18 protein-coding genes and 1 pseudogene are annotated in these 23,141 nt (G+C 37.1%); 5 read left to right on the plus strand and 14 right to left on the minus strand.

The window, feature by feature from the left end:
* Positions 1–59: 59 nt before the first annotated feature.
* The 3 genes from IPP64_02415 to IPP64_02425 all read right to left on the minus strand — a co-directional run bounded on the left by IPP64_02415 (position 60) and on the right by IPP64_02425 (position 3,277).
* Positions 60–1,073: a T9SS type A sorting domain-containing protein gene (locus tag IPP64_02415; GenBank protein ID MBL0328284.1), complete on the minus strand. Its 1,014-nt coding sequence runs from the start codon at positions 1,071–1,073 to the stop codon at positions 60–62.
* Between the two features lie 27 nt (positions 1,074–1,100).
* The gene (locus IPP64_02420; protein ID MBL0328285.1) at positions 1,101–2,207 is read right to left on the minus strand and encodes a hypothetical protein; all 1,107 of its coding nucleotides are present in this window, start codon (positions 2,205–2,207) and stop codon (positions 1,101–1,103) included.
* An 83-nt stretch (positions 2,208–2,290) separates the two neighbouring features.
* Positions 2,291–3,277, minus strand: coding sequence for a ketoacyl-ACP synthase III (locus IPP64_02425; GenBank protein ID MBL0328286.1), 987 nt, complete (start codon positions 3,275–3,277; stop codon positions 2,291–2,293).
* A 134-nt stretch (positions 3,278–3,411) separates the two neighbouring features.
* On the opposite strand from IPP64_02425, the gene IPP64_02430 reads away from it, so the two are divergent.
* On the plus strand, positions 3,412–4,962 hold the full coding sequence (locus IPP64_02430) for a hypothetical protein (protein ID MBL0328287.1): 1,551 nt from the start codon (positions 3,412–3,414) through the stop codon (positions 4,960–4,962).
* A gap of 31 nt (positions 4,963–4,993) precedes the next feature.
* On the opposite strand, the gene IPP64_02435 is transcribed toward IPP64_02430, so the two are convergent.
* From IPP64_02435 to purH, 6 genes and pseudogenes are all read right to left on the minus strand, one after another.
* The gene (locus IPP64_02435; protein ID MBL0328288.1) at positions 4,994–6,268 is read right to left on the minus strand and encodes a rod shape-determining protein RodA; all 1,275 of its coding nucleotides are present in this window, start codon (positions 6,266–6,268) and stop codon (positions 4,994–4,996) included.
* A complete protein-coding gene (locus IPP64_02440; GenBank protein MBL0328289.1) occupies positions 6,243–8,099 on the minus strand; it encodes a penicillin-binding protein 2 in 1,857 nt (618 codons plus the stop codon). The genes IPP64_02435 and IPP64_02440 overlap by 26 nt, the downstream gene beginning before the upstream one ends.
* A pseudogene (gene mreD, locus IPP64_02445) lies at positions 8,002–8,614 on the minus strand (rod shape-determining protein MreD). The gene IPP64_02440 and the pseudogene mreD overlap by 98 nt, the downstream one beginning before the upstream one ends.
* Positions 8,615–8,616: 2 nt before the next feature.
* A complete protein-coding gene (gene mreC / locus IPP64_02450; protein ID MBL0328290.1) occupies positions 8,617–9,456 on the minus strand; it encodes a rod shape-determining protein MreC in 840 nt (279 codons plus the stop codon).
* Between the two features lie 71 nt (positions 9,457–9,527).
* Positions 9,528–10,550, minus strand: a complete 1,023-nt coding sequence (locus IPP64_02455) for a rod shape-determining protein (protein MBL0328291.1) — start codon at positions 10,548–10,550, stop codon at positions 9,528–9,530.
* Between the two features lie 118 nt (positions 10,551–10,668).
* On the minus strand, positions 10,669–12,195 hold the full coding sequence (purH, locus tag IPP64_02460) for a bifunctional phosphoribosylaminoimidazolecarboxamide formyltransferase/IMP cyclohydrolase (GenBank protein MBL0328292.1): 1,527 nt from the start codon (positions 12,193–12,195) through the stop codon (positions 10,669–10,671).
* A 188-nt stretch (positions 12,196–12,383) separates the two neighbouring features.
* On the opposite strand from purH, the gene IPP64_02465 reads away from it, so the two are divergent.
* The 3 genes from IPP64_02465 (at position 12,384) to IPP64_02475 (ending at position 15,247) form a co-directional block, all read left to right on the plus strand.
* Positions 12,384–13,628: an ABC transporter permease gene (locus IPP64_02465; GenBank protein MBL0328293.1), complete on the plus strand. Its 1,245-nt coding sequence runs from the start codon at positions 12,384–12,386 to the stop codon at positions 13,626–13,628.
* An 82-nt stretch (positions 13,629–13,710) separates the two neighbouring features.
* Entirely contained in the window at positions 13,711–14,052 is a 342-nt protein-coding gene (locus IPP64_02470; GenBank protein ID MBL0328294.1) for a hypothetical protein, read from the plus strand.
* Positions 14,053–14,128: 76 nt separating this feature from the next.
* Positions 14,129–15,247 carry an acyl-CoA desaturase gene (locus IPP64_02475; protein ID MBL0328295.1) on the plus strand — a complete coding sequence of 373 codons (1,119 nt, stop codon included), beginning with the start codon at positions 14,129–14,131 and terminating at the stop codon, positions 15,245–15,247.
* Between the two features lie 122 nt (positions 15,248–15,369).
* Here the strand turns inward: IPP64_02475 and IPP64_02480 are convergent, their stop codons facing one another.
* From IPP64_02480 to fbp, 5 genes are all read right to left on the minus strand, one after another.
* Entirely contained in the window at positions 15,370–16,650 is a 1,281-nt protein-coding gene (locus IPP64_02480; protein MBL0328296.1) for a hypothetical protein, read from the minus strand.
* A gap of 29 nt (positions 16,651–16,679) precedes the next feature.
* Positions 16,680–17,357 (minus strand): hypothetical protein, encoded by a 678-nt coding sequence (locus tag IPP64_02485; protein MBL0328297.1) that lies wholly within the window; start codon positions 17,355–17,357, stop codon positions 16,680–16,682.
* Between the two features lie 87 nt (positions 17,358–17,444).
* Positions 17,445–17,894 carry a KTSC domain-containing protein gene (locus IPP64_02490; protein ID MBL0328298.1) on the minus strand — a complete coding sequence of 150 codons (450 nt, stop codon included), beginning with the start codon at positions 17,892–17,894 and terminating at the stop codon, positions 17,445–17,447.
* 33 nt (positions 17,895–17,927) lie between these two features.
* Entirely contained in the window at positions 17,928–21,299 is a 3,372-nt protein-coding gene (mfd, locus tag IPP64_02495) for a transcription-repair coupling factor (GenBank protein ID MBL0328299.1), read from the minus strand.
* A 265-nt stretch (positions 21,300–21,564) separates the two neighbouring features.
* A complete protein-coding gene (gene fbp, locus IPP64_02500) occupies positions 21,565–22,584 on the minus strand; it encodes a class 1 fructose-bisphosphatase (protein MBL0328300.1) in 1,020 nt (339 codons plus the stop codon).
* Positions 22,585–22,670: 86 nt separating this feature from the next.
* Here fbp and IPP64_02505 point away from each other — a divergent pair, with 86 nt between their 5' ends.
* Positions 22,671–23,138 (plus strand): GNAT family N-acetyltransferase, encoded by a 468-nt coding sequence (locus IPP64_02505; GenBank protein ID MBL0328301.1) that lies wholly within the window; start codon positions 22,671–22,673, stop codon positions 23,136–23,138.
* The last annotated feature ends 3 nt before the right edge of the window (positions 23,139–23,141 follow it).

The following is a 23,141-nucleotide window of genomic DNA, read 5'->3' on the forward strand; positions in this document are numbered from 1 at the left end:
CCATTTAAATAAAAAAGGCTCCACAATGTGGAGCCTTTTTTATTTAAAATTTTTCTTGCTTATTGATTTATCAATAACACTTTTCCTTTTTTTATGGATTGATTGTTTGATTGGATTGAATAAACATAAATCCCATTCGATAACCCTGCCAATGAAATCGTTTGCTCTGTTGCCGTTTGCAACGCTTGTTGAAACAGCAATCGCCCGGTTAAATCATAAATCAGTAAAATTTCGTTTTTAAAAACAAGTTCAGTTTGAATAAAAATGTTGGAAGCATTTGAATAAACAATTGTGTTGGAAACATCTGCTTCGTTTGAACTGATGCCCGTAGAAATTGTATTTGAACTTGCCGAAATCGCTTCCGATTGTACCACTGATTTAGAAATTGTTTCTTGCAAAATGGCCAACGTAAATATTCTGGAAACATTCCAAGCCGCATTTGTTGTGGATACCATCGTATAAACAACAGAATCACCTACAGTTGATGGCAATAGAATCGGAACACCGGAAGTGCCGGTAAGTGATTTTCGAAATACATCATAATGTACCGATTCACCATTTGATCCAGTATAATTAATCGTGTCTTCTGCCAAAGCAACAAATAAACTCAACGCTCCAAGACTATGAACGGCTTCTGTTTTAATTACAATTGTGGAGCGGATCGAGTCGGTTCCATATTTTGATTGTGTTATTTTTATACTCGCTGGTGAAGTTTGTGATAAGTATGGAGTAAACATAGAAGCTAGACTATAATCAGCCGACCCTGAAATGACTTCTCCTTGAATAACCAATCGGGGGGTCCCACCATATACGCCATAATAATTGGTGCGACCATCATTTTCCAATGCATTGTGTAAACTAAATAAACAAGCAGAGTATGGGGAGCTGGGGTGTATTGCCAAATGAATCACATCCGTTTGGTTGTATAAATTGCTATAGAATCCTGGATTTCTTAAAGCACAAACACTGCATTTCGTATTTGTAAAATGTTCAACAACTACTTTTTTAGGTACTTGCGCTGTGGCGTATTGATGCGCAAAGAGATAGGTTAAGAGAAAGAATGTCTTTTTCATGACGAGGTATTTAATGAAAATTGTAAATTAGAATATGTTATATTTTATTCCAATCTGTGCGATAAATTTTCTTGTTAATCCATCTGGACGAACCTTTCTGACAACAACCGGGCTAGCATAGATAAAAATGAAATCAAGCTTTTTGGATATTGGAGCAACAGCAGCAAAATTTAGATTCAAAGTCAATCCTTCTGAATCTTTTATGGTTGCGCGTTGATTCAACTTGTTTACATACGTGTCGTTTTGCAAATGGTAAATAAACAGCAACCCAGCATTAAAATTTATTTTCTTAACGATAAATGTTCTGTTTACTCTGAAGATTGCATCATCAGCGCGTTGTAGTTTATTCGATTCAAAATAACTGTTGTATGTGTTGCTGTCAGCTGTTGAACGGTGCAAATAGCCATTGTTATTAGAGTTGAATGCATGTTGGTAACCTACAGTAAAGTCCAATTTTTTATAAGTGTATTTTGCACCAACCAAAATATCAGTCGATCCTAAACTAGTTTGATAAACCATTGGAAGTGATAATGTGTCTTTTGCAAGATTAGCACCATTTGTTGGGATTTTAACACCGGCAGAAAAACTTAAATTACTTTTCGTTTTTGCAAAAGCAATAAATGTTGCACCAATAGTAATGTCTCCGATTCCGCTTGTGCTTCCAAGATTGCCTGAAATGTAGGTGTAAGGCAATTTAATTTGTGCGAAAAGCTTTTTGTTTATAAGTCGCATATTCGCTTCCAATTGTGTTGTAGAAATAAGTACACCACGATCTCCTTTTCCTATTGATGTAGAAAGTTGGAAGAAATATCTAGGATACTGAAAAGCATATTTTTGAACGACTATATTTTTTGCTTTTGAAGTGTCCTTTAAAACAACACTTGGTTCAACATATTTAAAAGTACGAAGCGTGGAATCTGCAACCTTTCCTGTTTTTGACGTGTCAATACCAGGGTCTTCATTCTGCAGTAACGGTAATTTATTATCATCAAAAGGTAATAGCTCCAGTTTGAATTGTACTAAGCTCAGAGATCCAATTGTACAAACACCAGCATCACTGCAGCCTTGAGCATTGATGGAAATTATTCCAAAATGGAAAAAGAGTAGAAAAAAAAGTAAGAATACTTTTCTCATCAATAATATTTTGGTTATCTGTATCATCTAGTATACTTCGACAATACAAGTTAAACAAATTTATTGAAAGATTGTTTAAAAGGCTAATAACTCCACTTTACATACATCCCACCCCAGGTAAATCCGGCTCCAAATGTAGTCAGAATCAAATTGTCGCCTTTTTTCAATAGATGTTCCCATTCTGCTAGGCACAATGGAATGGTTGCGGAGGTGGTGTTTCCGTACTTGTGAATATTCATCATTACTTTATCCATTGAAACCCCCATACGGTTTGCAGTTGCTTCGATGATGCGTTTGTTGGCTTGATGAGGTGTTAGAAAAGCAATGTCATCCGCCACTAAATTGTTTCGCGTCATCATCTCTTCTGCCACATCAGCCATCTTTACTACTGCAAATTTAAAAACCGACTGTCCATCCATGTGAATGTAATGCTGTTTGTTAACCACTGTATCCAAAGTGGCAGGATTTAAACTTCCACCTCCCGGTTGATACAGCTGTTTGATTCCACTTCCATCGGCATATAATTTTGCATCTATAATTCCGGTTTCATCGGTAGAAGGTTCTAATAAAATTGCTCCAGCTGCATCACCAAACAAGATGGATGTTTTTCTACAACTATAATCCACCACACTGCTCATTTTGTCGGAGCCAATGACCAATACTTTTTTATGGGTTCCGCTCTCAATAAATTTTGATGCAGTGTGCACTGCTGAAAGAAAACTCGAACAGGCTGCTTGTAAATCAAATCCCCAAGCATTGGTTGCTCCAATCATATCGGCAACACTATTCGCTGTTGCCGGATATTGATAGTCAGGTGTTACCGTAGCAACAATGATTAACTCAATGTCTAAGGGTGATATATTTTTTTTTGCCAATAATTTTTTTGCTGCTTCGGCAGCCATAAATGCGCTGGCTTTGTCTTTGTCCTTTAATATTCTTCGCTCACTCACTCCGCACCGTGTCACAATCCATTCGTTGGTTGTATCTACTGATTGCTCCAATTCTTCATTTGTAAGAACATAATCCGGAACGTAAGCGGCTACTCCTGTAATTGCGGCTGATATTTTCATTCGGCAAATGTATTTTTAATGCACTCATTTTAGTTTTTAAAATTAAATTAGTCTACGATGTACAAATAGTATAATTATGTACTATATTCGCTATAACTTTCTGAAATAAAGGATTATTATATTTTATAAATACGATGTCTAACGTTAAATCTGATCAGCTATTCAATCTCATTCATTCCCTTTCAAAGGGTGAAAAGCGTTTCTTTAAATTGTATGCCTCACGATTAACTACAGCCGGAGATAAAAAATTTGTGATGTTATTTGATGCCATCGAAAAACAAAAGGTGTATAACGAAGACAAGATTTTAGAAAAAAATAAACAGTTAAATCCGACACAATTTTCTAATCTTAAAGCACACCTGTATTACCAATTACTCAAAAGCACCAAGTTGTGCAATAGCTCGAATCTGGAAAATATAAAAATTACTGAGCTCTTGGATTACGCTCGAATTCTCTATAATAAATGCTTATACAAAGAATGTGTGAAGATGATTGACAAAGCGAAAGCAATGGCCTCAGAAAACGATCGCTCTGTATTGTTGCTGGAGATTTTAGAACTTGAAAAATTGGTGATACCTAAAACATTGGAGTCGGGAAATGAACAGCGTGTTAATTTAGTTATTAATACAACCAACTATATGGCGGAAAGTATTAAAAATATTAATACTTTTTCGAATCTATCACTTCGATTGAATTCCTATTATGTGCAAACGGGTTTTAGTAAGAGTAAGGAAGATTTACAAAAGGTGACCAATTATTTTCATTCTAGCTTACCGGATTACAAAGAAGTGAATTTATCGTTTCAGGAAAAAATGTACCTCTATTCATCTTTTGTAGGATACTATTTTTATATCCAAGACTTTTCAAATGGATATAAATATGCCGCTAAGTGGGTAGCTTTGTTTGAGCAACAGCCGGAAATGAAGCGACATAAGCTTGAGCTTTATATCAAAGCACTCAACAGTTTGTTGGCGGTTCAAAATAAGTTGTACAAGTACAAAGAATTTTCGGAAACACAAAAACAATTGATTGCGATTAAACGGGATAAAAATTTGGTACTAACAGAGAACATTAACCTGAATTTGTTTAAAGCAATTTATGTTCATGAAATCAACCGGCATTTTATGCTGGGGGAGTTTAAGTCGGGGACAAGAATTGTTGCTGCACTCGAAAATGAGCTCGATAAATTTGTTCCGAAATTGGATAAACATTCGGTTTTACTTTTGTATTATAAGATTGCATGTTTGTATGTGGGTAGTGGGAACTACCGCACCGCTATCAAATGGCTGAATAAAATTTACAATGAAAAGGAAATTGACTTACGGGCAGATATTTATTCGTTTACACGCATTCTCTTGCTGGTATGCCATTTTGAATTGGGCAATGATTATCTCGTTGAATCCAATATCCGTTCAACATACCGTTATTTTAGAAAGAAAGGGGAGTTAAGTCAGTATCAGAAATACATTTTGAAATTTCTAAGAGATTTGTTCTCCGATTTTTCTGACCGGAACTTGAAGAAGCAATTTGTAGAGTTAAAAAAACAAATGGTGCGCTTGGAGTCGAATAAATATGAAAGACGGGCCTTTCTCTATTTCGATATTATTTCTTGGTTAGAAAGTAAAATTGAAAACAAATCGGTGCAGGAGATTATCAAAGAGAAAGCTAGAAAAAAGATTATGTGATGACGTTCAACTCTTCTGTTGGAATACGATTCTATCTCAAAATCTGTAATCGCTTGGAATCTAATTTTATAAAAATAAAGAGAAGTATAGTAAACGACCACAACGAAGAACCACCGTAACTAAAGAACGGCAATGGAATTCCAATCACCGGTGCTAAGCCAATCGTCATCCCGATGTTTACCGTTAAATGGAAAAACAATACGGAGGCTACACCATATCCGTAGATTCTGCTGAATGGTGAACGTTGCCGTTCGGCCATAAAAATCAGTCGAATGATGAGAAAGAGCTGAAGAAGGATTACTACAGTACTTCCAATAAATCCCCACTCTTCACCAACGGTGCAAAAAATAAAATCGGTGTCTTGTTCAGGAACAAAATCATATTTGGTTTGTGTGCCTTGCAAATAGCCTTTGCCGGCAAATCCACCTGACCCAATTGCTATTTTCGCTTGATTCACATTGTAGCCTTCTTTTTTTAAATCAACAGTGCCTCTTCCAAGTAAAACATCGATACGTGTTTTTTGATGCGCTTCCATGTGTTCATACACATAGCTCGTTCCTTTCACCATCACACAGGCGACCAGAGCAATAGCGGCTCCGATGATTAAATTTTTAGCACTACGTTTGTAAAACAACATTGCGATTACCGAAAGCAATACAATTATGATGTAGAGGTATAAATTGTTGACTAGTAAAGCTAGAATGAATAGGATTGCGGCCAGTACACCAATGATGAGGTAGTTCACGGATAATCCTTCTCTATAAAGCATCAGAATGAACGCAGCAAAAACAATGGCCAATCCTGTTTCGTTTTGCAGCTTCATAATAATGATGGCGGGTATACCAATAATCAAAAGTGAAACGATGGTGTTTTTATAGTCTGCAATTTTGATATTTTGATTACTTAAAAATTTTGCGAGCGCCAAATTCGCTGCAAACTTCATGAACTCTGCCGGCTGAATTCCAAAGTCGCCAAACCGAAACCACGAGCTGCTCCCTTTTACTTCTCTCCCCAGGAAAGGTACGGCAATGTTGGCGAGTAGGAGGGCGCCAAAAATAAAATAGGCGAAGGCCGTAAAGAAATTTTCATCAATAATTAAAATTACCAAGGCAATCACCAACGAAGTTCCAATCCAGATTAATTGTTTTCCGTATTTCTGAGTGATGTCAGTAATGATATAATGTTCTTCATTATACACAGCTGCATAAATATTCAACCACCCCATTAGGATTAATACCAAATAGGTGAGGACTGTTATCCAGTCGACATTATAAAAAATGCTAGTGTTGTTTTGGGACCGCTGCATTTTGTGGTTTGTGAATTAAATCTGCTTCAAACATTCTCTTTTCTAAATCAGGACGAGTGATTTTTCCTTTTAAGTATTTTTCCATCATCAATCGCGCAATCGGTCCGGCATATGTAGCTCCAAACCCTGCATTTTCAATTAAAATTCCAATGGCTATTTTGGGATTATCTCTAGGAGCAAAACAAACAAACACGGAGTGATCTTTTCCTGCATTTTGTGCTGTTCCTGTTTTTGCGCAATACGGAATTCCTTCAATTTTAAGTGATGCCGCTGTTCCTGCATCTACAGCTTTTGCCATCCCTGCAATTACAATGTTATAAATAGCGGTATCCTTAATTTTTGTATAATTTTTTACTTTAAAACGATCCAACAAGGTATCATTTGGATTTCCATCAATGGCTTTTACAATGTGGGGAGTATAATACCAGCCTTTGTTTGCAATGATTGCTACTAAGTTGGCATTCTGCAAAGGCGTAATCCCTAATTCATTTTGTCCAATTCCCAATGAAATAACCGTACTCGCTTTCCAACTTCCTTTTCCGAAAATCTTATCATAATAAGCAATACTTGGCACGTTACCTCTTAATTCGTTTGCCAAATCGGAATTGGTTTTTGTTCCCAAACAAAAACTGGTTGCGATGTCGCGCCAGTTGGCATAAGCTTTATACGTATTGTGGTATTTTTTGTCTTCAATCACACTTTTGAAAACGTATGAGAAATAAGAGTTACAAGATGTTCCAATCGCACCTTCTAAATCCATGGGCGAACCATGCGGATGGCATTTCGGTCGGCCACCCAGTGGCGGATAACCTCTTGCGCAAGGATAGCGTGTGCTGGCAGTTAATACACCTTCATTCAATCCAATTAATGCCATCACCAATTTAAAAGTAGATCCCGGAGGATACGATGCCATTGTTGAACGATTGAATAACGGTTTGCCGATAGAATCTTTTGATAACTCCACAAAGTTTTTATTCCTTGCTCTTCCAACAAATAAGTTTGGATCATAAGTCGGGCTGGTAACAATCGCTAAAATTTCTCCGGTAGAGGGGTCAATAGCAACAACGCTTCCCAGTTTATTTTGCATAAGTTCCTCTGCATATTCTTGCAGGTCGGCATCCAATGTTGTGGTCAGTGGTTTTCCTGAAATAGCAGCCGTGTCGTACAAGCCATTCATATAACTTCCCATATCACGGTTGTTCACATCTTTCATAATGATGTGCATTCCTTTTTTTCCACGCAATACTTTTTCGTAGCTTTTTTCTATTCCACTTATTCCTAAATAATCTCCTTCTTTATAATACGGATCTTTTTCGGTGGTGCGTTTGTCGGCTTCACCAATATACCCCAACATGTGGGCAGCAATTTTTTTAGGATATTTTCGGAGGGTACGTGATTGAACAAAAAATCCTGGAAAACGATAAAGCACTTCTTGAAGGGAGGCATAATCTTTCGGAGATAGTTGTTTTTCAAAAATGGATTCTTTGCGTGGTGAATTAGGCGCTTGTGTTGCCTTTTTCATTTTTTTTAGGAACTGCTCTTTTGTTATTCCCAAGAGCCCGCAAAAATCCATTGTATCAATGTTCTTTACGTTTTTGGGAAGCACCATTAAATCATATGCTGCTTCATTGTAAACCAAAAGCTTGTTGTTTCTGTCGTAGATGTATCCTCTGATTGGAAACTCTGTTGTGTAGCGGAATGCCTGGTTACGTGCATCTAATTTATAGGTATCATCAATTACCTGAATATAAAATAAACGGGAAATGTATATCAGTCCAACCAATATAAATACTCCGATAATGATAAATTTTCTGTCGGATAATTGGTTCATTCTTGCTCTTTTTACGTTGAAATAAATACTGACTAATAATAACTAATACCAGGGTGAAGATGGAGCTGACAATGACTCTAAAGAAAGTAGAGAAAAATTCGCTGAGACGAAAAAATTTCGATGTAGAATAAAATAAGGTGATGCGCTACAATCAATATTCCTGCATAGGAAAGGAACCAGGGAATTCCCAAGTATTGAATGCTGGGTTGTGTCCCAAATTCATAACCATCACGGGGAGAAAATAATTTTAAAACACCCGGACGGATATAGGCCATGAAAACACAAGCGGCAGCATGCATTCCGGAAGTATCATAAAACATATCAATGGTGATTCCTAATATAAACGCTAAGAGTAGGAGCAACCATTTTGGTGTTTCAAAAGGTAAAACAATAATAAAGAGGACATACACAAATGGGTTGATAAATCGACCAAGCTCAATGTTTTTCACGATGAGTACTTGCACCAGTACCAGTACAAAAAAACGAAGAATATTTCTGATAATGCTATTGGTCATCGTTATTCTTTATCGTTGGCTTTTGTTTTTTCTTCGAGCGTCTCTTGTTCTACACGTAATTTATTGTCTACAATATAAACATGACTCAGTTTTTTAAAGTCGGTCGACAGTTTTACTTTTACGGTATAAAATGGTTTGGTCGATTCTCTATAGTAACTATCAACTGTTCCAATCATGATGTTCTCGGGAAACATCAATGTGTATTGACTGGTTACAACGGTATCACCTTTGAATAAACGAACATGTGTAGGAATGTCATTGAGGGTTGCAAATTCAAAACTTTCACCATCCCAGTTTAACGGACCGAAAGAACCATCTTTTTTTAATTTCGAATTGATGATGGTATTGCTATGCAATAATGATTTAACGGTACAAAAATTTTCGGAAACATTTTCTACAATTCCAACAACGCCTGAACTGGATGTTACACCCATCTTATTGGTGACACCTTGTTTGGAGCCCTTGTCAAGCGTCAGATAATTGTTTCTTCTGTTGGTGGAATTGTTTACCACCTTTGCATGTGTGAATGTATATTTTTGTCTTTTTACAGTATCATTTACGGTGTATTCACCATTTACCAAAACAGAAAAGGAGAGTAAGTCGTGAGATAATAGTTCTGCATTTTCTTTTGCCAATCGCTCGTTTTCACTTTTTAAATAGAAATATTGTTGAATGTTTTCGGAAGTGCTTAAAACAGAAGCAGAAATTTGATTGGAAGAATTAACAAAACTTGCACGTTGAAATTTATTGTTTTGAGCGAGAATGGAAATGCAAAATGTTTCCAGGAGTAGAAACATAAAGAAAAAATAATTTTTAGTAATAAAAACGAGCAGGTTGCGCATTTATCAATTTTTGAGTTGTAGAGTTGTAGATTTTTAGAATTGAAGAACTCTAAAAATCTACAATTCAAAAATTATTTCATTAGGAAAGGGAACTTGGTTACGTTTTTCAACGCAATACCTGTTCCGCGTGCAACCGCTCTTAGTGGATCTTCCGCAATGTGAACCGGTAATTTTGTTTTTAACGAAATACGTTTATCCAAGCCACGTAACATCGAACCACCACCTGCTAAATAAATTCCTGTTCTGAAAATATCGGCAGAAAGTTCGGGAGGTGTCATCTCCAATGCATTCAAAATCGCTTCTTCCACTTTCGAAATAGATTTATCCAATGCATGTGCAATCTCTACGTACGATACATAAATTTCTTTTGGAATACCGGTCATCAAATCTCTTCCGTGCACAGCATAATCCGGTGGAGGATTATCAATTTCTGTCATGGCAGCACCTACTTCAATTTTTACACGTTCGGCAGAACGTTCACCAATTAAAATATTGTGTTGTCTACGCATGTATTCTTCAATGTTGGACGTGAATTCATCACCGGCAATACGGATAGATTTATCACAAACAATTCCACCCAATGCGATAACGGCAATTTCGCTGGTACCACCACCGATATCAATGATCATGTTTCCCATCGGTTCTTCCACATCAATACCGATACCAATTGCTGCTGCCATTGGTTCGTGAATTAAGTATACTTCTTTGCCACCTGCATGTTCAGCACTATCACGTACCGCACGTTTCTCCACCTCGGTGATTCCGGAAGGAATACAAATAACCATCTTTAAAGATGGCTGAAATAAGCGTCTTCCCGGATTAATCATTTTAATCATTCCGCGAATCATGTGCTCTGCTGCGTGGAAATCCGCAATTACTCCGTCTTTCAAAGGACGAATGGTTTTGATGTTCTCATGTGTTTTTCCGTGCATTTGCATGGCTTGCTTCCCAACAGCAATTACTTTTCCACTCATTCGATCAACAGCAACGATACTTGGTTCGTCTACAACTACTTTATCATTGTGAATAATAAGCGTGTTGGCTGTTCCTAAGTCAATCGCAATTTCTTGTGTTAAAAAATTAAATAAACCCATAGTTGATTTTTAGATTTAGGATTTTGAAATTTAGGATTGGGATTTCAAAATCTGTGTAATATTTTATTTTTGAACTAAGGTTTAAATCCTAAATAATTAAATCCTTAATGCTAATTCGTTAATGTTTAAAATGTCTCGTTCCTGTCATCACCATCGCAACCCCGTTTGCATCGCAATACGCAACAGAATCTTTGTCTTTGATCGATCCACCCGGTTGAACAACAGCAGTGATTCCTGCTTTGTGAGCAATCTCTACACAATCCGGAAATGGAAAGAATGCATCGGATGCCATTACAGAACCTTTCAAGTCAAATCCAAAATGGTTTGCTTTCACGATTGCTTGTTGCAAAGCAGCTACACGTGAAGTTTGTCCGACACCACTTGCTAATAAAGATTTGTTTTTAGCAAGAACAATGGTGTTTGATTTTGTATGCTTCACAATTTTATTCGCAAATTCCAAATCACTCAACTCATCTGCAGTCGGTGATGTTATGGTTACTGTCTGCATTTCAACTGTTGTTTCTGTTTTCAAATCTTTGTCTTGCTCAATCACACCATTCAACAATGTGCGGAATGATTTTTTTGCGAGAGGAACATTTTTTTGAATCAGAATAATTCTGTTTGGTTTTGATTTTAATAAGTCTATTGCTTTTGGATCATAAGCCGGAGCAATAATTACTTCACAAAATAGTTTGTTGATTTCTTCAGCCGTAGCCAAATCAATTTCTTTGTTGGTGATGAGTACGCCACCGAATGCACTTGTTGGGTCGCCAGCCAATGCTGCTTTGTAAGCATCCACTAAATTTTTTCGAGAAGCGATGCCACAAGCGTTGTTATGTTTTAAAATGGCGAAAGTTGTATCCGTAAATTCAGCAATCAAACTAACGGCTGCATCTACATCCAATAAGTTGTTATAGGATAATTCTTTTCCGTTCAACTTTGTAAACATGGCATCCAAGTTTCCGTAGAACACCCCTTTTTGATGCGGGTTTTCTCCGTATCGCAATACTTGTGCATCTTGAATACTTTGTTTGAATGCGACTGTGTTTTCTCCGTTGAAATAATTAAAAATGGCGGTATCGTAATGTGAAGAAACATTGAATGCACAGGTTGCTAGGTATCTTCGATTCTCTAAAGTTGATTCTCCTTTTTGAGCAACAAGGATAGTATCATGCACATACGTGTATTCGTTTTTTGAAGAAACAATTACCACATCTTTGAAATTTTTTGCAGCAGCACGAATCAAGGAAATTCCGCCAATGTCAATTTTTTCGATGATGGCTTGTTCTGCAGCACCTGATTTTACAGTCTCTTCAAATGGATATAAATCTACAATAACTAAATCGATTTCAGGAATTTCATATTCTTCCAATTGATCAATATCACTTTGTAACTCTCTTCTGCTAAGGATTCCACCAAAAATTTTCGGGTGCAATGTTTTTACACGTCCACCTAAAATGGACGGATAAGAAGTTAATGATTCAACCGGAGTAACAGCAACACCAAGCTTTTCAATAAACTCTTGTGTGCCACCGGTGCTGAATATTTTTACGCCCAATGCATTCAGTTGATGAATCACAGGCTCTAAATTATCTTTATAATACACCGAAATAAGTGCATTCTTTATCTTTTTTGTTCCACTCATAATCGATGTTAATTTTGTATTGCAAAAGTATTAATTTTTATCCGCGTTCCGCCTGTTATACGCACTTTGTTGATAAATGTTGTTTTTGTTAATAAAGCAGGTTTCAAGGCTTTTTTGCCCCGCAAAAATTTACAAGTTTTATCGCTCTTTTTTTTGGTACATTTGTACGTTTTAAAACCGATTTTCGGATGATAGTTTTTGGCTTATTAAAGGAAAGTGTTTCATTTGCGATTGCATCTTTGGCAACAAATAAGTTGCGCACGATTCTTTCGCTATTGGGCATTACCATTGGTATTTTCGCCATTATCATTGTGTTTACCATTGTCGATTCTTTAGAGCAAAACCTCCGTAAAAGCGTTCAAAGCTTGGGTGATGATGTGGTGTTTGTTCAAAAATGGCCATGGACCTTTGGTCCGGATTACCCATGGTGGAAGTACATGAATCGTCCTGTGCCGGATTATCCCGAACTCAATAAAATCCTCGAAAAGTGTGATGGTGCTCAATCGGCAGCCTTTTTGGCTAGTTCACGTATTACCATCAAACACAAAAGCAATAGTATTGAACGTGTGAACATCAACATGGCTTCACATCAATACGACCGTGTAAAGAATTTTGAAATTGCTGAAGGGCGCTATTTTACAGATATTGAATCCGCTTCCGGCCGGCCGGTCGCTATTATCGGTGATGTGCTTGCAAAAGCCTTATTCCCCAACCAAAACCCGATTGGCGAAATGGTGAAAATTAATGGCGCTAAAGTAATGGTGATTGGCGTTTTCAAAAAGGAAGGAGAAAGCATTTTGGGTGGAAGTGTGGATACGGAAGTGTTGGTGCCCATCAATTATGCTCGCAGCTTGGTGGATATTCGAAGCGAGGATCTCGACCCTCAAATCTTAGTGCGGGCAAAACCTGGCATCAGCAATGATGACTTGATTGATGAATTAACCGGATTGATGCGTTCTATCCGAAAGCTGAAACCGCGTTCGGATGATAACTTTGCGCTCAACCAAACCAGTTTAATTTCTACTCAGTTTGATAGTTTGTTTGGGGTAGTCGGACTTGTCGGTTGGGTGATTGGTGGTTTTTCTATCTTGGTGGGTGGTTTTGGAATTGCCAATATCATGTTTGTATCTGTAAAGGAACGCACAAATATTATAGGGATTCAAAAATCCCTTGGAGCAAAAAATTATTTCATCCTTTCTCAATTCTTATTTGAGGCCATCTTTTTATCGTTGCTAGGAGGAACGATAGGGTTAATGATTGTATTCCTCTTGACATTGGTGGCAGGCGATTCCATCGGGATGGAGATTGTATTGAGTAAATCCAATGTCATTTTAGGGTTTACTATCTCTATATTAATAGGTGTGGTTTCTGGATTTGTTCCAGCATATGGGGCATCACAATTGGATCCGGTGGAGGCGATTCGGAGTAACTAGCTTATAGTGTTGTTGTTTTGTAGAATTGTTGCGTTTTTGCACATCCCGCAAATCAAAAATTAAAAGGTTCAAAATTTATAGCATGCAATCATCCATTAAACGTCCGGTACTTATTCGAATCATTTGCATTCTGGGTTTTATCTGGATTGTATTTAGCTTCCCGTCCGTGTTTTCTCCTTCTGTAAAGAAATTGGGCGACTGGTACCCTGCGTTATTTGGCTTGATTGTCGCCAGCAGCTTTATCTCTTATATAGGTGTATGGCATATGAAACGCTGGGGAGTGCAACTTTTTGCAATTACCTTCTTTGTAAAGGAGGCATTACTCTTTTTGGTGAACGATATAAGTTATCCCGGAATAGTAATTTCGACCTTCTTTTTGGTGTCTATGTTGCTCTTTTACAAGCGAATGGATCTCAATCTATAAGCCAAAACTGACATTAGTCAAAAATGTACCAACCTGAGATTTTTTTGAGTAACTTTGCGTCCAAATTACGAATATAATGAAACAGAAAATTAAGTTCATCAATAAGGACAAAACGCAATTTTACAATACCTTAAAAACACGCGTTGATCAGTACTTTATCGATAATAAAATATCTCCGCATGCCAATGCCAATATGGTTTTTAAAACAATTGTCATGCTTTCTCTCTATTTTGTTCCGTATGCATTAATCCTTACTCAAGGGTTCGGGCCATTAGGCGTTTACCTTTGTTATGGCGCGATGGGATTAGGATTAGCTGGAATCGGAATGAGTGTGATGCACGATGCAAACCATGATGCATATTCAGCCAATCCACTTGTGAATAAGATTGTGGCTCAGGCACTTACGATTGTTGGTGGAGATAATAGAAACTGGAGAACGCAACACAATGTATTGCACCATACCTATACCAATATCTATGAACACGATAGAGACATTGATAATAAGGTAATTATGCGCTTTTCTCCAGCTGGGGAATACAAAAAAGTTCAACGCTTTCAGGTGTTTTATGTATTTGTGTTTTATGCGATCATGTCGTTATACTGGACAACCGCGAAAGATTTTGTTCAATACATTCAATTTAATAAAGAAGGTCAGCACCGCGACAGTGGGATGCAAAAGTTTGTGACCTTGATGACCTTGATTTTCTGGAAAGCGGTATACTTTACCTATATGTTTGTGATTCCGATGGTGTTCTTTAACTTCAGTTTCCTACAATTGTTTTTAGGATTCTTGCTGATGCATACCATTGCGGGTTTGATTTTAAGTATTGTCTTCCAGTTAGCACATGTTGTGGAAGATGCAAAATTCCCTGTTCCGGATGAAAAAGGAAACATTCAAAATGAATGGGCAATTCACCAAATGGAAACCACTGCTGATTTTTCAAGAGGTAGTTGGTTAATCACGTATTATGTAGGTGGCTTAAATTATCAAACTGAACACCATTTATTCCCACGTATTTGCCATATTCATTATCCTGAAATTGCTCCAATTGTGCAGGCTACAGCAAAAGAATTTGGCGTTCCGTATATCTATAATGAAACATTCGTAAAAGCACTTAAATCACACATGACCATTATTTCCAAATTGGGTAAGGACGATGTAACATTTAGTGCTATTGCAAATAGCATGGGTTAATTTTCAATAAGAAATTAAAAAAAGGTCAAACATGTATGTTTGACCTTTTTTATTTTATAAATTATTTTTAGCAAAGAGGATGTCTCCTTCCGTCCATTTGGTTGCCCAAAAGGGTTATCGTTTTAATGAAAGACATCAAATAACCCCCAGTAAAAAAATAGTACAATTAATATGATATAAGTGAAATTGTTTAATGTAAAAAGCAATTTTGAAATCGTCTTCCAGAGATTATTCTTAATGACGTTAATATTAATAATCACTAATGGAATGATTAATAATAAAACCAAGAATGGAAGATAGGCCGTAAATTCTATTAAGCCAAACTGAGAACTTTTGTAAGGTGCAGGAAAATAGAAAATACCTTGCTCTCTAGCTAAAATGATCATGTAATACGCCATAAATGTACTTAGCATTGCCAACAAAAGTTTAAGATATGCATATTTTACTTTTCTATTTCTAAAATAGTCAATACCAAAATAGACAAATGAAAACAGGAATAAAAAGAAGCAAACAAGTATAAATTTATCGATAGAATTGCTATTCGCGGGAGTCTTAAAATCAAGTAGGTTTTGATATTCAGAATTTGTTGGAAATATGGAGGTTATTTCCAGCAAATGATCGCCTTTTGCTAATTCATTCTTTAGGTCAAGCGTTACTTTATGGCTGTAATCATGATAGAAAAAAAGATGAACGACACCGTTGCTCGGGTTCCAAATTGTAGTGAGCAATGTCCCGTCTCCCATTTTTTCTCTGCAAACGTGCATTGTGTCTGAAAGAGCAGTGCAAAAAGCAAGGGACGTATCAATTTTGTTTTTTAGAAAGGCTGCACCATTAATATACCGTTGCTGTTGAATAGTACTGAAGTCGTTGATTGTTGAGGGGCAGAAGTTGGCAAGAACATATTTATTATCATTGCCGAGAGTAATTGTGTATGGTTCAACAATAAGATATTTCCCTGATTTATCAGTGTAAATGAACACATCGTTCTGCAATGAACTATGATCGTATTGTTCAATGTAAGCTTTTACTTCCTCAACGGTTCTACAAGAATGTAATATGTCTTTAAGATAATTTATTCGACTCGTAATTTGTTTTTTGTTGAGCATCTCCTTTCGGTTCGGAGGGGTTTGTGCTGCAAGTGTTCCGAATGCAAGGCCATATTCATTCATTCCTGATTGTGGTCTCAAGCCATCTTCATCGTAATTCGCGCCAGTAAATACTGAGCCATAGCCCTTGGTTTCGAACCAAATCTTTGGATGCGTTGTCCATGTGTCGAAATTTACTCCAAGCATCGTATGGTCAGCTACAGTAACTTTATAAGCACTGCAAGCGCGTGTACTCTTTGAAGATAAAATCAACAGGAATGTTATGATAAATAGCCGAAACAAATTCATGAATTTCATAGTTAAGATCTTCTAAAGCTTGCAGCGAACTACTGATTACTTTCTACTACTGTTGCTACCTCTTGTCCCGGATTTTGTTTCAAGAACGGTTTATTCAACGCTACCAAAATTAAAGAAGCTACAACACTTCCAAGAATTACTGCAAAAAATGCTTTTCTTAAATAGTTTGTTTTTGCTTCCAACTCTATTGATTTGTCTAACATATACATTAAAAAATATCCGAAAAACAAAAGGAATACACTTAACCCTAACATTACATCCGCACCTGGCCAGTATTGTATTTTAAATAAAATGCCCAAAGCAAATAATGTCAATCCACTTGCTCCTAAAGTATTCATGGTTGTTTTTCTTTCAGATGCTTCTCCTTTTAATTTTTTTCTCAAAAGCATTGGAATAAAAACCAGCGCAAAAAATGTAAGTCCTAATACAATCATCACTCCTGCTCCAGGCCAATGCATAAATTTGAAAGTGATTCCTAAATTTAGAATAGAAGCTGAAATCGCACCCACCACTCCCGCTGTATTTTTTTCAGAATTTGATGCTTCTCCTGGTTTGTAAAGTAAAAAGAAAGGCAAATAAATACTTACAGCCACTCCTGATAATACCATTACTATTCCAGCTCCTGGAAGATGATTGCTTTTCATTACAACGGTTGAGAACACTAGCAATGCTGCTATGAATCCCACTACATTTAGACTCTTTTTCATACTATTTAGTTTTAGAGGTGAATACTTTTTGAGGTCATAATGCAAGAGGAAGAAAAAGATACAGAAATGGATTTTATTATTAAAATCCTATGCTATTGTGGCTGGTTTACTCACATTACTGTAGGTGTAGGAATAGAAAATATGTCTTCTTGCAAATCTTGATAATGTAAGAGAATTTGAAAGTTTGGTATAAACGTTTTTTGGAATCCCGAAGTATTCATAAACACTTCCATCTTGAAAAGTAATTTTTAGATTTTGTCCTTTATACGAAAAGTCATCGATTGCAGAATTGGTAGTTGTAAGAGCGTATGCTTCTTTGTTTAATTCATGTGTTTCGGGTGAAATACTCACTAAAAAATGGTATGCTTCAATTATTCGTTTGCTTTTTAATTCTGCCTCCTGTTTTCGTTCATCGTCTTCAGTAAATTTATCAGGATGCCACTCCTTCATTAAATTTCTGTAACTAATTTTCAACTTCACAAGATCTGTTTCCTGATTGATGTCAAATAATTTTCTGTAATTGATAATTCTATTCATCGTTTTTTGAAATTTTATTTCTTATTTAAAATGTTAATTAATTACCGGCTTCAATACCTTCATCGCATCGTCAATGGATTTGATGTTTTCAAATGTAAGACTCAATTTTCCATTGTTCTCTTTCATTTTACAAACACGCGCATTGTGTTGTACAAATTTCAATACTTTGGTAAATGTTTCACTTTGATAATACGGAGATTGTTGGTTTTGAAGGAAGTAACCCACCATGCGATTGTTTTTTAAAATCAATTTTTCAAAACCAATTTCCATCGCCAGCCAACGCAAACGAATCGTGTGAATCAATTCCAAGGCTTGTTCAGGAACAGGTCCAAAACGATCTTTCAACTGTGCTTCAAATTTGGTTAATGCTTCTTCGTTGTTGGAATCATCCAACTCGCGGTATAAATTCAATCGCTCTGTAATATTATTGACGTATTCATCCGGAATCAAAATTTCCATATCGGTGTCAATCACACAATCAGAAATGTATTGACTGTGCTGCTTTTGTGTGTATTTTTGAGAGCCTCCCACATTCGTGTCGCGCAATTCTTCGTGCTCCATGCGCAATTCCATGATGGCTTCATCCAAAATTTTCTGATACATCTCAAAGCCAATTTCATTGATGAAACCGCTTTGTTCGCCTCCCAATAAATTTCCTGCTCCACGTATATCCAAATCGCGCATCGCAATGTTGAAGCCACTTCCTAGATCCGAAAACTCTTCGATGGCTTTTAATCGTTTGCGCGCTTCCGGTGTTAGTAATGAAACCGGAGTAGTCAATAAGTAACAAAATGCTTTTTTGTTCGATCGTCCAACACGACCACGCATCTGATGCAAATCGCTTAACCCAAACATATGTGCTTGGTTGATGATGATGGTGTTGGCATTCGAAATATCTAAACCTGCTTCAATGATGGTGGTGGCAACCAATACATCGTATTCTCCTTCCACAAAATCCATCATCACTTGTTCAAGCTTGTCGCCTTCTAATTGCCCGTGACCGATGGCTACTTTTGCATCCGGGCATAAGCGTTGAATCATCCCGGCAATTTCAAGAATGTTCTGTACACGGTTGTGCACAAAAAATACTTGTCCACCTCTCGATATTTCAAATGAAACCGCATCTCGAATAATTTCTTCATTAAATGTATGCAACTCTGTTTGCACCGGATAGCGATTAGGCGGAGGTGTGCTGATAACCGATAAGTCGCGCGCACCCATCATTGAAAATTGTAATGTACGCGGAATCGGAGTTGCGGTCAATGTAAGCGTATCGACATTTGTTTTAATCGTTTTCAATTTGTCTTTTACACCCACTCCGAATTTTTGTTCTTCATCAATGATAATTAATCCAAGATCTTTGAATTTCACTCCTTTGCCTACGATACCATGTGTGCCAATTAAAATATCCACTTTCCCTTCTGCCACTTTTTCCAATGTTTCTTTTTGTTGTTTGGATGAGCGGTAGCGATTAATATAATCGACCGTGCAAGGCAAATCTTTTAATCGTTCCTTAAATGTTTTATAATGTTGCAAAGCAAGAATGGTAGTAGGAACCAAAATCGCAACTTGTTTACTGTCGCATACAGCTTTGAATGCTGCACGAACAGCAACTTCCGTTTTCCCAAAACCCACATCTCCGCAAACAAGCCTGTCCATGGGCCATTCGCTTTCCATGTCTTTTTTTACATCCGCTGTGGATTTAATTTGGTCAGGCGTGTCTTCGTAAATGAAGGATGCTTCTAACTCATTTTGCAAATAGGTATCCGGACTAAATTGAAAACCTTTTAACGCTTTTCGTTTGGCATAGAGTTGAATTAAATCGTACGCAATCTCTTTTACCTTTTTCTTGGTTTTTTGTTTTAAGGTTGCCCACGTATTTGTTCCGAGTTTATTTATTTTCGGTTCTGCACCTTCTTTACCCGAATATTTTGCAATGCGGTGTAACGAATGAATACTGATGTTTACAATATCATAATCTTTATAAATCAATCGAATAGTTTCCTGCGTTTTACCATTTACTTCAATGGTTTCCAATCCGCCATAACGCCCCACACCATAATCGATGTGCGTGATGTAATCTCCCGGATTTAATCCTTTCAGTTCTTTTAATGTAAGGGCCTCGTTCTTTTTTGAGAAACTGCTTTTTAAGCGGAAGCGATGATACCGGTCGAATATTTGGTGGTCGGTATAACACGCGAGTTTTAATTCATTGTCAATAAATCCTTCGTGAATCGAAAGAAGAATAGGAGTAAACACTTCCGGTTCTTCGGATTTTTTTGGAGCGATGTCTTCAAAAATTTTATACAACCGTTCAATTTGTTTTGCCGCATCTGCAAAAATAATGTTGGTTAAGCCATTGCGGAGATTGCTTTTGAAGTTATCGTTTAAGAAACTAAAATTTTTGTTGAAACTTGGTTGAGGCGAAAAATTATAGGTGATTGTTTTTGTTGGCGCTAACGAAAAGTGATTGCCAAATTCAACCACAGGAAATCCTAAGGCTTGTTTACTAAAAACATCTTTGTGAATGTAAAGTTCTTCCGGGGGCAATTGCGCAATTACATTATCCAATTTGCTGTAGGAAAGTTCTGCCAGTGCAAATGCTTTTTCGATACGATCAAGTGTGAGTTGAAAATGTTTGAACCATAAAACGGTGCTCTCGGGAAAAAATTCAAACAATGTTTGTCGGCTTTCCTGTAAGAGCTTTGTTTGCACATTCGGAATGATGCTGCAATAGGTGAGTTTATGAATGGATAATTGTGAAATGGGATCAAAGCTGCGGATGGAATCCACCTCATTTCCTAAAAATTCAACCCGGTAGGGATGTTCGTTGGAGAAAGAAAAGATATCTACAATTCCTCCACGCACGGAATATTGTCCTGGTTCCACGACATAATCAGCACGTTCAAAACCATATTCATTTAATACATCAGTGATAAAGTCGATGGAAATTTTTTCACCTTGTTTTAATTCCAAGGTGTTTTTGGTGAGGTGAGCTTTGGTGACCACCTTTTCGGTCAATGCTTCCGGATAAGTAACAACGGCAATGTGTTTTTTACCTGTATTGATTTTATTTAATACTTCGGCACGTAATAAAATATTGGCATTATCAATTTCTTCGTGTTCGTAGGGCATGCGATACGAAGCCGGGAAGAATAAAACATTTTGTTCACCAATTAAGTTTTCGAGGTCGTTGAGAAAGTAGGCGGCTTCTTCTTTATCGGCCAGTATGAATAAATTTGTTTTGTGGATGTGCTGAAAAGCGCTGGCAGCAATAAAAGAGATGCCTGATCCAATAACGCCTTTGAGCTGAGTGCGCGTAGTATTCCCAGCCAATTCTTGTGTTAGTAAAGAATTGTTAGTGGATTCACCGTACTTGCGTAATATATCTTCTTTCGCTGTCAAAGACAGTTTTTATTATTTGAGCATGAACAATTTTGTTCACTTCTCTTTTTCCCACTTTGCAAGCTTTCCTGTTTGAAAGAAATTTTCAAAATGGGAATGTAAAAGTACAAAAAATAAACCCTCGTTTTCTTAGAAAAAACGAGGGTTTATTTAGATCTCTCCGCTTCGGTCGAGATGACAAAAAATAGTGTCGAGATGACATTTATGTCAGTTCGAGCTATCACCCTGAGTGGAGTCGAAGGGCGAGAAATCTTATTCGAATTAACTATACCTTTTCAGCAACCGAATACTTTTTCATGTATTCACCGGCCAAATCAACCATATCCGCGGAACCTAAAAATAGGGGTGTGCGTTGGTGAAGTTCTTTGATGTCTAATTCCATAATGCGCTTAAATCCATCAGTGGCTTTACCACCGGCTTGTTCAAGGATAAATGCCAAGGGGTTACATTCGTATAATAAACGTAATTTCCCTTTCGGAGATTTTGCTGTGGTGGGATAAATGTAAACGCCACCGGTAATTAAATTACGGTGAATGTCAGCAACACCAGATCCTATGTATCTAGATGAATAAGGGCGATTCATTGATACATCTTCTTCCTGACAATATTTAATGTATTTTTTTACTCCTTCCGGAAAGTGTACATAGTTTCCTTCGTTGATTGAGTAGGTTTTAGCTTGTTTCGGGGTTTGTAAGTTGGGATGCGACAAACAAAATTCACCGATAGAAGGGTCTAAGGTAAATCCGTTTACGCCTTTTCCTGTGGTATAAACCATCATGCAAGAAGAGCCGTAAATCACGTATCCGGCAGCCACTTGTTCTGTTCCGCGTTGCATAAAATCCTCGTAGGTGCCTGGTCCGGAAAGCGAAGTTCTGCGATAGATAGAGAAAATGGTTCCGATGGAAACATTTACATCAATATTGGAAGAACCATCCAACGGGTCCATTGCCACTACATATTTCGCATTTTTGGAAACTTCGTTATCAATAATAATGATGTCTTCGTTTTCTTCTGAAGCAATCGCGCAACATTCTCCGCCTACACTTAATGCGGCTATAAATTGTTCATTTGCGTATACATCCAGCTTTTTAACATTTTCCCCTTGCACGTTAATTTCTCCTGCATCACCAAGTATATCGGCTAATCCGGCTTTTGTTACCTCACGGTTTACAATTTTGGATGCAATGGCAATGTCACGTAATAATCGCGATAATTCGCCCTTTGCATAAGGGAAATCAGCCTGTTTTTCAATAATAAATTGTCCTAACGTTTTAACTCTGCTCATTGTTTGTTTATTTTGAATTCCTACAAATATCGCAATATTTTTGGATGATAAAAACCAAAGAATTAAATAACTTTGTGGCTATGAATATGATCATTCGAAAAGGACTAAAACCTGACTTGCCCGAGGTATTGAAATTGGTTCAGGAACTAGCAACGTATGAGAAAGCGCCCGATGAAGTGGCTGTTACCCTTGCTGAAATGGAGCGCGATGGATTTGGAAAAGATCCCATCTTTAAATTTTTTGTGGCGGAAGTAGAAGGGAAGATTGTTGGAATATCCTTGTATTATATCAAATATTCGACTTGGAAAGGCAAATGTGTGTTTTTGGAAGACATCATTGTGACGGAGGAGTTTAGAAAGCATGGCATCGGTAAAAAATTATTCGACCCTGTTGTTCAGGTAGCGAAAGAAATGAATGCTCGTAGAATGGAATGGCAAGTGTTGGAGTGGAATGAACCTGCGATTAAATTTTATGAGAAATTAGATTCGCATTTTGATGGCGAATGGATTAATTGCAAATTGACTGATTCAGAAATACAGAATTATAAATTTTAGTAC

It is taken from the genome of Bacteroidota bacterium, assembly GCA_016722565.1.
In the GTDB taxonomy this organism is placed as follows: domain Bacteria; phylum Bacteroidota; class Bacteroidia; order 2-12-FULL-35-15; family 2-12-FULL-35-15; genus 2-12-FULL-35-15.